General features: G+C 32.0%; 12 protein-coding genes. All 12 read left to right on the forward strand.

Going from position 1 to position 15,181, the window contains the following annotated elements; all coding sequences use genetic code 11:
- The first annotated feature begins 11 nt into the window (after window positions 1-11).
- The 12 genes from ACHRVX_RS01610 (at window position 12) to ACHRVX_RS01665 (ending at window position 15,179) form a co-directional block, all read left to right on the forward strand.
- Entirely contained in the window at window positions 12-1,376 is a 1,365-nt protein-coding gene (locus tag ACHRVX_RS01610) for a hypothetical protein (protein WP_395328300.1), read from the forward strand.
- Window position 1,377: 1 nt separating this feature from the next.
- Window positions 1,378-1,968, forward strand: coding sequence for a hypothetical protein (locus ACHRVX_RS01615; protein WP_395328303.1), 591 nt, complete (start codon window positions 1,378-1,380; stop codon window positions 1,966-1,968).
- Between the two features lie 78 nt (window positions 1,969-2,046).
- A complete protein-coding gene (locus tag ACHRVX_RS01620; protein WP_395328306.1) occupies window positions 2,047-2,736 on the forward strand; it encodes a tetratricopeptide repeat protein in 690 nt (229 codons plus the stop codon).
- A 10-nt stretch (window positions 2,737-2,746) separates the two neighbouring features.
- Window positions 2,747-4,933 carry a peptidase domain-containing ABC transporter gene (locus tag ACHRVX_RS01625; protein WP_395328308.1) on the forward strand — a complete coding sequence of 729 codons (2,187 nt, stop codon included), beginning with the start codon at window positions 2,747-2,749 and terminating at the stop codon, window positions 4,931-4,933.
- Complete coding sequence (locus ACHRVX_RS01630; protein ID WP_395328309.1) at window positions 4,926-6,251, forward strand: HlyD family efflux transporter periplasmic adaptor subunit; 1,326 nt, start codon at window positions 4,926-4,928, stop codon at window positions 6,249-6,251. Before ACHRVX_RS01625 ends, ACHRVX_RS01630 begins: the two co-directional genes overlap by 8 nt.
- Window positions 6,252-6,429: 178 nt before the next feature.
- Window positions 6,430-6,723 (forward strand): hypothetical protein, encoded by a 294-nt coding sequence (locus ACHRVX_RS01635; RefSeq protein ID WP_395328311.1) that lies wholly within the window; start codon window positions 6,430-6,432, stop codon window positions 6,721-6,723.
- Window positions 6,724-6,747: 24 nt separating this feature from the next.
- Window positions 6,748-7,161, forward strand: a complete 414-nt coding sequence (locus ACHRVX_RS01640) for a hypothetical protein (RefSeq protein WP_395328313.1) — start codon at window positions 6,748-6,750, stop codon at window positions 7,159-7,161.
- 582 nt (window positions 7,162-7,743) lie between these two features.
- On the forward strand, window positions 7,744-9,369 hold the full coding sequence (locus tag ACHRVX_RS01645; RefSeq protein ID WP_395328315.1) for a CTP synthase: 1,626 nt from the start codon (window positions 7,744-7,746) through the stop codon (window positions 9,367-9,369).
- A gap of 80 nt (window positions 9,370-9,449) precedes the next feature.
- The gene (yidC, locus tag ACHRVX_RS01650) at window positions 9,450-11,351 is read left to right on the forward strand and encodes a membrane protein insertase YidC (RefSeq protein WP_395328318.1); all 1,902 of its coding nucleotides are present in this window, start codon (window positions 9,450-9,452) and stop codon (window positions 11,349-11,351) included.
- 139 nt (window positions 11,352-11,490) lie between these two features.
- Window positions 11,491-12,207, forward strand: a complete 717-nt coding sequence (locus ACHRVX_RS01655) for a toxin-antitoxin system YwqK family antitoxin (RefSeq protein ID WP_395328321.1) — start codon at window positions 11,491-11,493, stop codon at window positions 12,205-12,207.
- Between the two features lie 139 nt (window positions 12,208-12,346).
- Window positions 12,347-13,534 carry a tRNA 2-thiouridine(34) synthase MnmA gene (gene mnmA / locus ACHRVX_RS01660; protein ID WP_395328324.1) on the forward strand — a complete coding sequence of 396 codons (1,188 nt, stop codon included), beginning with the start codon at window positions 12,347-12,349 and terminating at the stop codon, window positions 13,532-13,534.
- Between the two features lie 43 nt (window positions 13,535-13,577).
- Window positions 13,578-15,179 (forward strand): S8 family serine peptidase, encoded by a 1,602-nt coding sequence (locus tag ACHRVX_RS01665; protein ID WP_395328327.1) that lies wholly within the window; start codon window positions 13,578-13,580, stop codon window positions 15,177-15,179.
- Window positions 15,180-15,181 lie beyond the last annotated feature (2 nt).

The following is a 15,181-nucleotide window of genomic DNA, read 5'->3' on the forward strand; positions in this document are numbered from 1 at the left end:
AATGAAAGACTATGAAAACTGTTAAAAAAATTAAATTTTCTGACATTGTTGGAATGTTAGATCGTGATGGAATGAGAGAAATAATTGGAGGTTCTGGCTCTGGCGGTGGCGGAACTGCAGGTTCTGGAGGAGGAGGTAATGGCACTGCCCTTAATAGCAATCCATTTAACGGAAGTTTTAGCGGAAGTAATTATGGTGGATTTGGTGGAACGAATGCTACAGGTGGCGGTGTTTACGGTGATTCAGGTAATTATGCAGGTGCAGGGAATAGTAGCTATCCTGGATCTCCATATTATAATGGAAATAGTAGCGCTGGAACGAATAATTTAACTATTGGAACCTTAAGTAGTGGTTATGGTGGTGGCTGGTATGATAGCTATAGTAATGGAAAACAAACAACTGATTCACTTACCATTATTCGTTTTTTCCAATTTGTAGATGCAAACCAAGGAGTTATAACTAATAATCAGCTTTTTAGTTTTGTTAATAATGAATTAACAACAACAGGACAACAACTAAATAACCAACAATATAATCTTCAATTACCCGGTACAGTTTTAAATAATGTAACAGTGCAAAACAACTACAAGGGACCTAGTACAATACTGCAAGGCGACGTAATAAATAAATTACCACTTTTTATAAATAATTTAAGCGGCGCAGGAACAAATAGCGGAGCAAGCAATGGAACAGATAATGCTTCATGGTATATAATGCCTATCCATGGCAGTGCTGCAAAACCAACACCATTACAAGCAGCTGTTATGTCTAAAGCAGTATATGGTGATAAAATTGAAGATGAAAAAGATTTTGGAGATTGGAAGGTTTCAAAACGAGTTGCAGGTGTTTTATATAATGACACTCAATCAGGATTTAAATCCCAATTATATGAAAAAATGGGTACAAACGGAAAAATGGAATATTGCTATGTAACGGCTGGTACAGAACCGGGAGACATAGGAGATTATGCGGCCGATGTTTTACAGACCCAAGGTATTGCTCTACAATATCATCAATCTGTAGAAAATGCAAAGGTCTTAAAAGCACTTTATGGTGATCAATTATCGTTTGCAGGACATTCTTTAGGAGGAGGTATGGCTGAGGCGAATGCCCGAATTACAGGAGAAAGTGCAACAACTTTTAATGCGGCAGGATTAAGTTATTCTACAGTAATAATTTTAGGAACAGGTTTTGCATCAGACACACATTCTTATATTATGAATAACGATCCTTTAAATATAGCACAATTGGTTACGCCTGGTTTAACAACAGCTGGAGGACAAAAGCATTTTGTTGATCAAAACGGATCTAGTTCAGGAGGTCACAGTATAGATGCTATGATAGCGGCTTTAAAAATAGTTCCAAATCCAAAGTAAGATGAAAAAGAATATAATATTTTTAGTTTTAATTTCATTTGTGCTGTTTTTTAATTCTTGTGGTAAATGCATAGAAACAAACTTAACGAGTGAAGAAAAAGAATGGTTTGCAGTTTATGAAAAAGGTCAAAGTATAATTTTTAAAAGTAATGATGGAAATTTAGATACTATAGTTGTTTCAGAAAAAAATGAAGGTCATGGAAATGAGAATTGTAATTATTATGGTATTGGGCCTATTCAACCTCATATTATGAACATCATTCTTAAATTTAAAAATTGTAAAAGAGAATCAAGCTGTAATGCTGGAATATCTGTTAGTAAAGATCAAGTAGATAAAAAATGTTATCCTGGTTTTTATGCTTTTGGGTTATATCAAGATGGAAATCTTAAAAATGAGGATTCTAAATTTGAAAATTTTAAAATAGCTGCAACAGGTAAAAATTATAATAATGTATATCAATTTGAGGATGGTATTAACGCAAAGAATGTTTCAGTAACCTTTATAAAGTCTTTCTATTGGGATAAAAAAGAAGGCTTAATACGTTACGATACAAGTGAAGGCGAAGTATTTGAATTGTTAAAAAAAGATTAAGAAATCTATTCTCAGGATTAATAAGAATAGCCTATAACAAAGAAAATGATGTCAAAGAATATTATAAAATGCTATAGAATGATTAATTTGAAATTCTTTTTTTTATTTCTTATGCAAATCTGTTTTTCACAGACCAATGAAGTAAACCAATTATTGCTAAATGGAGAAAAAGCATTTTTAGAAAACAATTTTTCGCTAGCAAAAGAAATCTATACAAAAGCTGTAGATGTCGATCAAAAAAATAAAGATTTCTGGTTTAATTTGGGAACTACAGAATTAAAACTAGGAGAAAATGATAATGCTTGTGAATACTTTTATCAGGCTTATTTATTAAACGATGGAGAAGCATTAAAATTAATTAAGGAAAACTGTCCAAATTTTAGAAATGGTTCAATAATGTCAATAAATGATGTAGAAGAAAAACCCAAATTTATTTATGGAAAAAAAGAATACCCACTAGTTATAGGTAATAGTTTAAATCCAAAATATGGTAGTATATTAATGAGTAGACTTAAATTTTCTAGCATTATGTCCAAATATAAAGGGCAAGTATTTGTTCAGTTTCAGATTAATAATTCTAATGGCTTAGATGTACAAATAGTAAGAGTTAGTGGAAGTCAAAAAGAGGCAGAAAGAATAAAAAAGGAAATTCTATCGATTTTTAAAAATTTAGTTACTTATGTTTCAGCCAAAAATAAAGGAGTAAATGTTGATTTATGGGAGAGATGGTCGCAAACTTTCAATTTCTTAATGCTGCCTTATAATTAAAAAAATCAAAATGTTCAATTTCCCTCATGAATTTCAGCTCGATGCAAAAGATTGCGGTCCTTCTTGCATAAAAATAATTGCTAAATACTACGGCAGGTTTTACAGCCTGCCGTTTTTACGCGATTTATGTGGCATTACGCGTGAAGGTGTTAGTTTTCTGGACTTAAGTGATGCCTGCGAAGCTATTAGTTTACGAACTAAAAGTATCAAAATAGATTTTAATACATTACAAACTATTCCGCTGCCTTGTATTGTGCATTGGCAGGAAGGACATTTTATAGTAGTGTATAAAATAAGCAATAAACAAGTATTTGTTTCAGATCCTGCAAAAGGATTAATGAAATACTCTTTTGAGAATTTTAAAAATGGTTGGTTAAAAGAATCTAAAACAGGTGCAGTTTTAGCCATTGAACCTATGGCAGATTTTAAGCAGCGTTCTATAAATGATAAACTGGAACGTAGAAAAACATTCGAAAATTTCCTGGGTTATTTTACGCCTTACAAAAATAGTTTTATAAACTTGTTTGCGGTAATGTTGATTGTAACACTTTTGCAGGCATTTTTACCTTTTATATCAAAAGCAGTTATAGATGTTGGTATTCAAACAAATGATTTAGATTTTATCGATTTGGTTTTAATTGCCAATATTACAATCATTGTGAGTATTTTATTAAGTAATATGATCCGAGATTGGATTTTACTGCATCTTACCTCTCGAATCAACATATCGCTGATTTCGGATTATCTTATTAAGTTAATGAAATTGCCTATTACTTTTTTTGAGAACAAACTTATTGGAGATATTCTGCAGCGAGCACAGGATCATGAGCGTATTCGTGATTTTATCATGAATAATTCGCTCAATTTCATATTCTCAATTCTAACCTTTTTCATTTTCGGAATCATCCTGTTTATTTATAGTCCAATTTTATGTCTGATTTATGTTATTGGAAGTATATTATTTATTGGTTGGGTTCTGTTTTTCCTGCAGTTTAGAAAAAAATTAGACTGGGAATATTTCGATATACACACTAAAAATCAAAGTTATTGGGTTGAAACTATTGGAAGTATTCAGGACATTAAAATCAATAATTATGAAAAGCAAAAAAGATGGAAATGGGAAGCGTTGCAAGTTCAGTTATTTAAAATTGATCAAAAAATATTGCGTATTACAAATGCACAAAACCTTGGCGCGCAATTCATCAATCAGCTAACGAATTTAGTTATTACTTTTTATTGTGCTAAAGCGGTTATAAGAGGCGCGATAACATTTGGAGTTATGATCTCTACTCAATTTATAATAGGAATGTTAAACGGTCCTATTATGCAGTTTATTTCTTTTATCCAATCAGGACAATACGCTAAAATTAGTTTTTTAAGGCTTAACGAAATACATGAACTTGAGAATGAGGAAGAAAACGATATTAATAATAGCATCAAACTCCCGGAAGATAAAAGTTTGTTTTTGCGAAATGTCAGTTTTCAATATAGCCGAAACAGCGATTATATTTTGAGCAATATCTCATTAATGATTCCGCAAGGAAAAGTTACTGCAATTGTTGGCGATAGTGGAAGCGGAAAAACAACTTTGCTCAAACTTATTTTAAGATTATACAAACCAACTCATGGAGAATTGGCTATGGGAAATTTGAATATTCAAAATATTAATTTAAAGCAATGGAGAGAAAGTTGTGGTGCTGTAATGCAAGATGGGAAAATTTTTAGCGATACGATTCAAAACAACATTGTTTTAGATGATGAAAATATTGATTATGAAAGACTAAAAAAAGCAGTAACAGTTGCCAATATTGCTGCTGAAATAGAAGCAATGCCAAAAGGATATCAAACCATGATGGGAGAAAATGGAAGAGGTTTAAGTGGTGGGCAAAAACAACGTGTTTTAATTGCCAGAGCTTTATATAAAGATCCTGATTATTTGTTTTTTGATGAAGCAACTAATTCTTTAGATGTTATAAATGAGCAAAAAATTGTAATGGCACTTGAAGAAATTTTTAAAGACAAAACTGTAATTGTAGTAGCACACAGATTAAGTACAATTCGTAAAGCAGACCAAATTATAGTTTTGAAAAATGGTTTTATTACAGAAATTGGAAATCATGATATGCTGATGACAAGAGAAAACGGACATTACTATGAATTGGTAAAAACACAAATAGGAGACACTGTAAATGGCTAATAAAGGATTTCATAAAACGCTTAATGAAAATAGAACTGAAGAAGTTGCTTCTATAATTGAAAGAATGCCAACTAAATTCGGATTCTCAATTAGCGCTGTAGCTATTGGATTGGTTTTATTACTACTTCTATTTGGCTGGATAATTAAATATCCCTCCATATTATCGGGTGAAATTGTTGTTAATACAAGACAAGCACCTGTAAAATTAGTGGCATCAACATCAGGAAATATTATATTATTGCAAAATAAATCTGGTGCTGTAGTAAAACAAGGAGAATACATAGCTTATATTAAAAATGAAGCAAATTTAAAAGATGTTCAAATATTAGAAAATATGCTTTCTAGTATCGATATTCATAAAGTGACATTTAAAGAGCATCGTCATTTATTTCCTGAAAATTTATCTTTAGGAGAAATCAATAGCAAGTATTTTAATTTTTTAAGTGCTCTATATCAATATTTAGATTACACAATTCAACAGCCATACGAAGTTCAAAAACAAATAAATCAAAAGCTATTGGGGTTGCAGACAAAAAAGTTGGGTCAATTGAAGAATGACTTCCAAAATCAAAGTATAAAATATAAAACATCTCAAAGCCTTTTCAAAAAAGATTCTATACTTTATATAAAAAATGTCACTTCTAAAGCTGATATAGAACATTCCATCATTGCAAAAGCAAATAGCGAACTCGATTACAACGCTATTGATAAAGAAATTGGTAATACAAGTTATCAAATAAACGAAGCTCAAAATAAAGCTCAGGTTATTGCAATTGAAAAAGCTTCAAAAGAAAGAGAACTCATAATTAATATGTTCAATAATTATTATGACTTAATCGATGTGATAAAAAAATGGGAACGAAATTACGTTTTTGTTACTCCCATTAATGGAAAAGTTGATTTTTTAAGCTTCATTAAAAGCAACGATTTTATTCAATCCGGACAAGAATTATTTAAAATTATACCAATAAACAATCAAATAATTGGTCAGGTCAATCTTCCTGAAAATGGTTCTGGAAAAGTAAAAGTTGGACAAAATGTAATTATAAAGCTTAATAATTATCCTTTCAATGAATACGGATCTATAAAAGGCAAAGTAAGAAGGATTTCATTGGTAACAAATCAGCAAACGCTTTCAGACAATCAGAAAAAAGTTAATTCTTATCTTGTAGATATAGATTTACCATTTGGTTTAAAAACAAATTACGGTGTAGAATTAAATTTTCATGCGGAGGCAAGAGGAAATGCAGAAATTATAACAAACGACAGAAGATTAATTGAACGATTCTTTGATAATTTAAGACATAGATTGGAATAGAATTATTAAAATGAAAATCATTTTTAAGACAAATGAAAAATTATGAACATAAACCAATAATTTATTCATAGTAATTTCAAAACAAAATAAGCCTTTTTTTATTGTTGATAACTTTGAGATATTCAATAGTATCTCATTAAGTGTTTCTTTATTTTTGAATAAATATTAGTAAATATCTATGGACAATTATCAACGGTCACAAGCAGGCCAAAATATCAGTATTGCTGCATTAATAGTAGGAGCATTATCGATCATAACTTCTTTTATCCCTTGCTTTAATATTTTTGGTTTGTTAGGTGGAATTATTGCAATAATTTTGGCATCGGTTGGTTTGTCTCAGGCAAAAAATGGAAATGCACCTACGACATTAGCGATGATAAGTCTGTTTTTAGGAATCGTTACAGTAATAATTTCAATTGCTTTTTTATTTGTTAGTGGTCTTTTAATGGCGATGCTGGTAATGTGGAGTTAATAAATGATAATAATTTAAATATTGATGGATAACAACTCACAACAAAATGCAGGTCAGGGAATGGGTATTGCAGCTCTGGTATTAGGAATTGTAGGGGTTCTTGTTTCATTAATACCATGCGTTGGTATAATTGCAATAATTTTTGGACTTCTTGCCATTGTTTTTGGTGCAATTGGGGTTTTACAGGCAAGAAATAATAATGTTTCTGCTGCTTTACCACAAGCGGGTTTCATTTTAGGAGTTTTGTCTATAGCTATTATTGTTGTTTATATGGTATTTTTTGTAGTTAAAGTAAGTTCTAAGATAAGTGATAAGGAGGAGAATGATGAGATCACAGAAAGTTTTGATTCTGAAAATATAGATTCGGTAAAAACACAGGATTCTTTAAACACAGTAAAAATAACCCCTGATACTATAAAGGTTAAGCCAGTAAAATAAATATTTTTGTGGAAATAAAATCTACTTACGAAATTGATTCCTATAAAAAGATAAACATGATTTTTATTGCAATCATTATGCTGATATTTTTTTATTGTTTTCTGCTTCCGTATTTAAATTTTGGTATTCCGTCTTCGTGCGAAGGAATGCCATTGAGTTATTGTAAAAGCCGCGGTCTGACAAGAGCTTTTTCTCAAATATTGAGACTTAATTTCAAAGAAGCAATTATTTATAATTCATATAGTATAAAAATTTTTTCTTTTTTTCTTCTTCAATTGATAGTGCGTTTCTTTATCAATAAAATAATAAGCTTATCTAATTTTAAAATTGTGTTGATTTCAGACGTATTGTTCAGCACCATATTCTTTGTTTTTTCATTTTATAATTTGGTATTAATTTAAAGAGGATAGTGCTAATATTCAAAAAACGGACTAATTAAAAGTTAAAATTATCGATAACGGAAACATCTGATTGATCTATTTAAAAATTTGCAAATTATCTCATTCTCTAATAGACAAATTATCTAATTAAATTTGTACTTTTGCCAAGTTTTTTACACAACTACATACAAACAACAACAGAATGAATCAAACAAAATATATTTTTGTTACAGGCGGTGTGACTTCTTCATTAGGAAAAGGAATTATCGCAGCATCTTTAGCAAAATTGTTACAAGGAAGAGGATATCGTACAACTATTCAAAAATTCGATCCATACATTAATGTGGATCCGGGTACATTGAATCCATACGAGCACGGAGAATGTTATGTAACTGATGATGGTGCCGAAACAGATTTAGATTTAGGACATTACGAGCGTTTCCTGAATGTTCCTACTTCTCAGGCAAATAACGTAACTACAGGAAGAGTTTATCTTTCGGTTATTGAAAAAGAAAGAAGAGGAGAATTTTTAGGAAAAACAGTTCAGGTTGTTCCTCATATTACAAATGAAATTAAAGACAGAATGCAATTGCTTGGAAAATCAGGCGATTATGATATTGTAATTACTGAAATTGGTGGAACTGTTGGTGATATTGAATCATTGCCTTACATAGAATCTGTTCGTCAATTAGTTTGGGAATTAGGAGAAAATAACGGAATCGTTATTCATTTAACTTTAGTTCCTTATTTGGCTGCTGCGGGTGAGTTAAAAACAAAACCGACACAGCACTCTGTAAAAACATTAATGGAAAGCGGAATCAAAGCTGATATCCTGGTTTGTAGAACTGAGCATGAGCTTTCAGATGAATTGCGTAACAAATTAGCGTTGTTTTGCAACGTAAAAAGAGAAGCAGTAATTCAGTCTATCGATGCTTCAACAATATATGAAGTTCCAAATTTAATGCTTGAAGAAGGATTAGATGTTGTGGCTTTAAAGAAATTAGATTTACCTAAAAAAGCAGCTCCGGATTTAAAAAACTGGAATACTTTTTTACGCAGATTAAAAAATCCAAAACATACCGTAAATATTGGTCTGATTGGAAAATATGTAGAAATGCAGGATTGTTACAAATCTATTTTAGAGGCGTTTATTCATGCAGGAGCTTCAAATGAAACTAAAGTAAATGTAATTTCCATACATTCAGAACACATTAACAGCGATAATGTTGAAGAGAAATTAGGTCCGCTTGACGGAGTTTTAGTAGCACCGGGTTTTGGAGAAAGAGGTATTGAAGGAAAAATTGAAGCGGTTCGTTTTGCACGTGAAAATGATATTCCGTTTTTCGGAATTTGTTTAGGAATGCAAATGTCTGTTATTGAGTATTCAAGAAATATTTTAGGTTATGCTGATGCAAATTCTACAGAGATGAACGAGAAAACGCCTCATCCTGTTGTGGATTTAATGGAAGCGCAAAAAACGATTACAGATAAAGGAGGAACAATGCGTCTTGGAGCTTGGAAGTGTGAAATCAAACCCAATACTTTAGCGCATAAAATATACGGACAAAAGACCATTTCTGAGCGTCACCGTCACCGTTATGAATACAATAATAAATATGCTGATGAACTGCAAAAAGCAGGTTTAAAAGCGTCAGGAGTAAATCCGGATACAGGTTTGGTAGAAATTGTTGAACTTGAAAACCATCCGTTTTTTATTGGGGTACAGTATCATCCTGAATACAAAAGTACAGTTGCAAACCCACATCCAATTTTTGTGAATTTTGTGGCTGCTGCAGTAACTAAGCATTTAATTGCGCATAAAAAATAATAATTAATTCTAAAAAGATGTAACTTTTGAGGTCAACTCATTACTAATATCCTTAAACGAATAACTTTTTTAAATAAATAATGGAAGAAAAAAAATTTGATCTTAATTCAATCATTGGTTTTGTATTGATATTTGGAATTTTGGTTTGGATTATGTACCAAAATCAACCTTCTGATAAAGAGATTGCTGCTGAAAAAGCCAAGAAAGAATTAGTTGCTAAACAAGAAGCACAGTCTAAAACAGATAAAACAAAAACAGCTGTTTTACCTGTTATTGCTGCAACTCCGGGCGACACGGTTCAATTAGCTCAATTACAAAAAACATTAGGCGGTTTTGCTTATTCAGCTACACTTCCTTCTGCTAAAGAAGGTTTTACCACTATTGAAAACGAAAAGATGATACTTAAAATCGCCAATAAAGGGGGTTATATAGTAGAAGCTACATTGAAAGAATTCAAAAAGTTTGAAAAAAATTCAGGGCAATTAGTAGAATTAATCAAAGACAATAATTCTAATTTAAATATTCAGTTACAAACAACTGACAACAGAACTTTAAATTCTAAAGATCTGTATTTTGAACCAACATTGACTAAAAACGGTGCTGATCAAATATTGACCATGCGTTTGAAAGCTGGAGCAAATGAGTTTTTAGAATATAAATACGTATTAAAAGCAAACGATTATTTAGTTGGTTTTGATATTCGTACTCAGGGATTAAATAAAGTTTTAAATTCATCTAAACCATTAGATTTAGTTTGGGATTTAAAATCGTACAGAAATGAGAAAAGTATTTCTATAGAAAAACGATTTGCTCAACTGGAATATGAATATGGAGACGAAAAATACAGTTCAGTAAGTTCTGGTAATGCAAAAGAAGATACTCCTGAAAAAGTGAGCTTTATCGCTTTTAAACAGCACTTTTTTGCTGCAATTTTAGCTACTGATAAACCATTTGAAAAATCAAAATTGCAATCTGATGAGTTAGTTAAAGATGAAAAAATTGATACTACTTATATCAAACAATTTAAAGCAACTGTTCCATTGGCTTTTTCTAACGGAGAAGTTGATTATAAAATGAATTGGTACTTTGGACCGGCTGATTACAAAGTATTAAAATCATACGATAAAAATTTCCAGAAAATTATTCCATTAGGATGGGGAATTTTCGGATGGATCAACCAATGGATTTTTATTCCATTATTCGGATTCTTAAGTTCTTATATTGCTTACGGAATTGCAATTATCATTTTTACGATTATCATTAAATTGGCAATGTCGCCAATTACCTATAAGTCATTCCTGTCACAGGCTAAAATGAAAGTTTTACGTCCCGAGATTACAGAGTTGGGAGAAAAATTTAAAAAAGACCCAATGAAGAAACAACAGGAAACAATGAAATTGTACAATAAAGCAGGAGTAAACCCAATGGCAGGATGTATTCCGGCATTGATTCAGCTACCTTTTATGTATGCGTCATTCCAGTTTTTCCCGTCGGCTTTTGAGTTAAGACAAAAAAGTTTCCTTTGGGCAGACGATTTATCATCATTTGATGCAGTTGTAAAATTACCATTCAGCATTCCGTTATACGGAAGTCATATCAGTTTGTTCCCAATTTTGGCAGCAATTGCTATTTTCTTCTATATGAAAATGACTTCAGGAGATCAGCAAATGGCAGCGCCTCAACAAGAAGGTATGCCGGATATGGCAAAAATGATGAAAATCATGATCTATGTTTCGCCGTTAATGATGTTAATTTTCTTTAATAGTTACGGTGCTGGTTTGAGTTTGTATAACTTTATTTCCAACTTAATTACAATTGGAATTATGTTTGTAATTAAAAATTATATTGTTGATACAGATAAAATTCATGCTCAGATTCAAGAGAATAAATTAAAAGAGCCTAAAAAACAAAGTAAGTTTCAACAACGTCTTCAGGAAGTAATGGAACAACAAGAAGCTACAAAAAAGCAGAATAAAAAATAATTAAAATAATAAAGAAATCTCGATTTATCGGGATTTTTTTTTATCCAATATTCTTTAAATTTGAAGTAAATTCTCAATTTAAAAGATTACAATATACTTTATCAAAGTCATTTTCGTTAAAGCTTAAAATTAAATTACAATGATTTATAAAAAAATAATAATCGGACTACTTTTCTTAAATACGGTTTTCGTTGCTGCGCAAGATTTAAACAAAGTTGATGCAGGCGGAAAAAAAGACGGAATCTGGAAAGGAACTTATGAAGTATCGAAACGTCCTCGTTACGAAGGAACTTTTGATCACGGAAAAGAAACAGGTGTTTTCAAGTTCTTTGATGATACCAAAAAAGGAGATGTGATTGCAACTCGCGATTTTACAGCCAATAACGGAAGTTCTTATACGATTTTTTATGATCAGAATAAAAACAAAGTAAGTGAAGGAAAAGAAGTGGGCAAGGCACGTGAAGGCGAGTGGAAATATTATCATAAAGCTTCAAAAGTAGTAATGACGCTTGAAAATTATAAAAATGGCAAATTAGAAGGACCGAGAACTGTTTATTATCCTGACTCTAAAATTGCCGAAGAAATGACATATATAAACGGCTTAAAAGAAGGAATCTATAAAAAGTACGGACAAAACGGAACTCTTCTAGAGCAAACTACTTATAAAAATAATGAGTACAATGGCGACGCTGTTTTTTATGATGCTGATGGCGCTGTAGCTTCAAAAGGGAAATTTGTAAACGGAAAAAAAGCAAATATGTGGCAGTTTTACCTTAAAGGAAAACTAACCAAAGAAGTCAATATGAGCGACCCAAAAAGCAGTTATCAGGCAGATTCTAAACCTAAAATGAATTAAAATATTCTTGAAATCTAAATCTGTTTTTGAATGCAATAAGTTTTCTCTACGATGTCATTACATAAACTAATCAAAACTACCGCGATTATCAAAAATAGGGCTTATCTTTGCACCCTTGTAAAAATATAAACGATTTAGAATGAAACGTGTAGTTGTTGGACTTTCCGGTGGAGTAGATTCGAGTGTTGCTGCTTATTTATTGCAACAACAAGGATACGAAGTTATTGGGCTTTTTATGAAAAATTGGCACGATGACTCAGTAACTATTTCTAATGAATGCCCGTGGTTAGAAGATAGTAATGATGCTTTATTAATAGCTGAAAAACTTGGAATACCGTTTCAAACTGTCGATTTAAGCGAAGAATACAAAGAGAAAATCGTTGACTACATGTTTAACGAATACGAAAAAGGGAGAACTCCAAATCCTGATGTGCTTTGTAATCGCGAGATCAAATTTGATGTTTTTATGAAAATTGCTTTAAGTCTTGGTGCTGATTATGTGGCAACAGGACATTATTGTCAAAAAAATGAAATTGAAGTTGATGGAAAACCAGTTTATCAATTAATTGCCGGTGCAGACAATAACAAAGATCAATCGTATTTCTTATGTCAGTTATCTCAGGATCAATTGTCAAAATCATTATTTCCAATTGGAGCTTTAACCAAACCGGAAGTGCGTGAAATCGCTGCTGAAATGGATTTGGTAACAGCCGAAAAGAAAGATTCACAAGGATTATGTTTTATTGGTAAAGTACGTTTACCGGAATTTCTTCAGCAAAAATTACAGCCTAAAGAAGGTAAAATTGTTCAGATTGATAAAAACGATCCTATTTATACTATCGAAAAACCAACAGGTTTATCAGTTGAAGAAGAATTGAAATTTGAGGCACAAAAACCTCCTTATCTTCCAACAATGGGAAAAGTGGTTGGGAAACATCAGGGAGCACATTATTTCACCATAGGACAGCGTAAAGGATTAAATGTAGGCGGAACAACAGATCCGTTATTTATCATTGCTACAAATGTTGAAACCAATACTATTTATACCGGTTTAACAAGTCAGCATCCTGGCTTGTTTAAAAAAGCGTTATTTATCGAAAAGTCAGAGGTGCACTGGATCCGTACTGATTTGGCATTAAAAGTAGGAGAAACGATGGAAGTAATGGCAAGAATTCGTTACCGTCAGCCTTTGCAAAAAGCAACTTTACACCAATTCGAAGACGGAATGTATGCTTATTTCGATGAGCCTCAATCAGCAATAACCGAAGGTCAGTTTGCAGCCTGGTATTTTGATAATGAATTAGTTGGTTCGGGAGTAATTTCTTAGCTTTATACTTTTTTACAGAGGTTTAACCCTTAAAAAAGTAATTATGAAGTACTGTTTCATATTTTTTGTGATGATATTTTCTACTGCGATCTATTCGCAGGAAGATGCGTGGGTATATTTTAAAGATAAACCAAATGCACAAGCTTCATTTGATAATCCGTTATTGATGCTTACTCAGCGTGCTTTAGACCGCAGGACAAATCAAAATATTGCCTTAGATCTTACTGATATTCCATTAGAAAAATCATATATAAATCAAATAAAATCAAGCTCAGGAATTACCATAAAAGCAAAGTCTAAATGGCTCAATGCGCTTCATATTCGAGGAACTCAGGCTGATATCTTATCTCTTAAATCATTATCATTTGTCGATAAAGTAGTTTTTGCGAATAAAACGTTAAGTACAACTTTAAAAAAAGTGTCAGAAAATGCGATTTTTCAAACAACTGACAAGTTTAAAGCAACAGTTGATTACGCGTATGGAAGTTCTGCAAATCAAATCCAAATGCTGAATGGGCACGTTTTACATCAGCAAAATAAAACAGGTTCAGGTAAAATAATTGCTGTTATTGATGCCGGTTTTCCAAGTGTAAATACTGCTCAGCCTTTCAAAAGACTTATAGATAATAATCAAATTTTAGGAGGTTATGATTTTGTCAACAGAAGTGATAATTTCTACACAGGTGATAGTCATGGAACAATGGTACTTTCTACAATAGGAGGTTACAAAGAAAATGCTCTTGTGGGTACGGCTCCGGATGCTTCTTTTTATTTATTTATTACAGAATATGCTCCAACCGAAAATCCTGTAGAAGAATCATATTGGGTGGAAGCTGCCGAAAAAGCAGATAGTTTAGGAGTAGATATTATTACCACTTCGTTAGGTTATTTTGGTTTTGATAATCCTAATTACAGCCATACTTACAGCGACATGAATGGCTCAACAAATTTTATTTCCCGCGGTGCCGAAATTGCTTTTAGTAAAGGAATAATTGTGGTTTCTTCTGCGGGAAATGAAGGAAGTACTGCTGAGCCTCATATTGGCGCACCGGCAGATGCCATTTCTGTTATTACGGTAGGTTCAGTTACGGCTACAAAAGCAAAATCAGGTTTTAGTTCTATAGGTCCAAGTTCTGACGGAAGAATTAAGCCCGATGTCATGGCGCAAGGTACAGCAGCTTTTGTATCTGATACTTCAGGAAATATTGTAACCGTTAACGGAACTTCGTTTTCGTGCCCGATTATGGCTGGAATGATTGCGTGTTTGTGGCAGGCTTTTCCAGCAAAAACAAATAAAGAAATCAGACAGATGATTCTTCAGTCTTCAGATCAGTACGCTTCTCCAAATAACAATTATGGATATGGAATTCCGAATTTCGGATCTGCTTTAGGGGTAGGAGATTTTCAAACTTTTTCTTCACTTTTTTCTGTTTTTCCTAATCCGGCACAAACAACAGTTTCATTTTTGTTTGAAGAAAGTACCGCTTCAATTTCAATTTATTCTGTATTAGGACAAAAGGTCATCGAGAAACAAATAACTAATCAAAACCCGGTTCTTTCTGTTGAAGCTTTAAAAAGCGGACTGTATTTTTATACTTTTGATACTGATGGCGTTCATAAAACGGGAAAGATAATCAAACAATAATT

It is taken from the genome of Flavobacterium sp. FlaQc-47, assembly GCF_044006475.1.
In the GTDB taxonomy this organism is placed as follows: Bacteria; Bacteroidota; Bacteroidia; order Flavobacteriales; family Flavobacteriaceae; genus Flavobacterium.

Coding starts and splice junctions, on each gene's coding strand:
- ACHRVX_RS01610 (WP_395328300.1), top strand. CDS start 12: ATGAAAACTGTTAAAAAAATTAAATTTTCTGACATTGTTGGAATGTTA.
- ACHRVX_RS01615 (WP_395328303.1), top strand. CDS start 1,378: ATGAAAAAGAATATAATATTTTTAGTTTTAATTTCATTTGTGCTGTTT.
- ACHRVX_RS01620 (WP_395328306.1), top strand. CDS start 2,047: ATGATTAATTTGAAATTCTTTTTTTTATTTCTTATGCAAATCTGTTTT.
- ACHRVX_RS01625 (WP_395328308.1), top strand. CDS start 2,747: ATGTTCAATTTCCCTCATGAATTTCAGCTCGATGCAAAAGATTGCGGT.
- ACHRVX_RS01630 (WP_395328309.1), top strand. CDS start 4,926: ATGGCTAATAAAGGATTTCATAAAACGCTTAATGAAAATAGAACTGAA.
- ACHRVX_RS01635 (WP_395328311.1), top strand. CDS start 6,430: ATGGACAATTATCAACGGTCACAAGCAGGCCAAAATATCAGTATTGCT.
- ACHRVX_RS01640 (WP_395328313.1), top strand. CDS start 6,748: ATGGATAACAACTCACAACAAAATGCAGGTCAGGGAATGGGTATTGCA.
- ACHRVX_RS01645 (WP_395328315.1), top strand. CDS start 7,744: ATGAATCAAACAAAATATATTTTTGTTACAGGCGGTGTGACTTCTTCA.
- yidC (WP_395328318.1), top strand. CDS start 9,450: ATGGAAGAAAAAAAATTTGATCTTAATTCAATCATTGGTTTTGTATTG.
- ACHRVX_RS01655 (WP_395328321.1), top strand. CDS start 11,491: ATGATTTATAAAAAAATAATAATCGGACTACTTTTCTTAAATACGGTT.
- mnmA (WP_395328324.1), top strand. CDS start 12,347: ATGAAACGTGTAGTTGTTGGACTTTCCGGTGGAGTAGATTCGAGTGTT.
- ACHRVX_RS01665 (WP_395328327.1), top strand. CDS start 13,578: ATGAAGTACTGTTTCATATTTTTTGTGATGATATTTTCTACTGCGATC.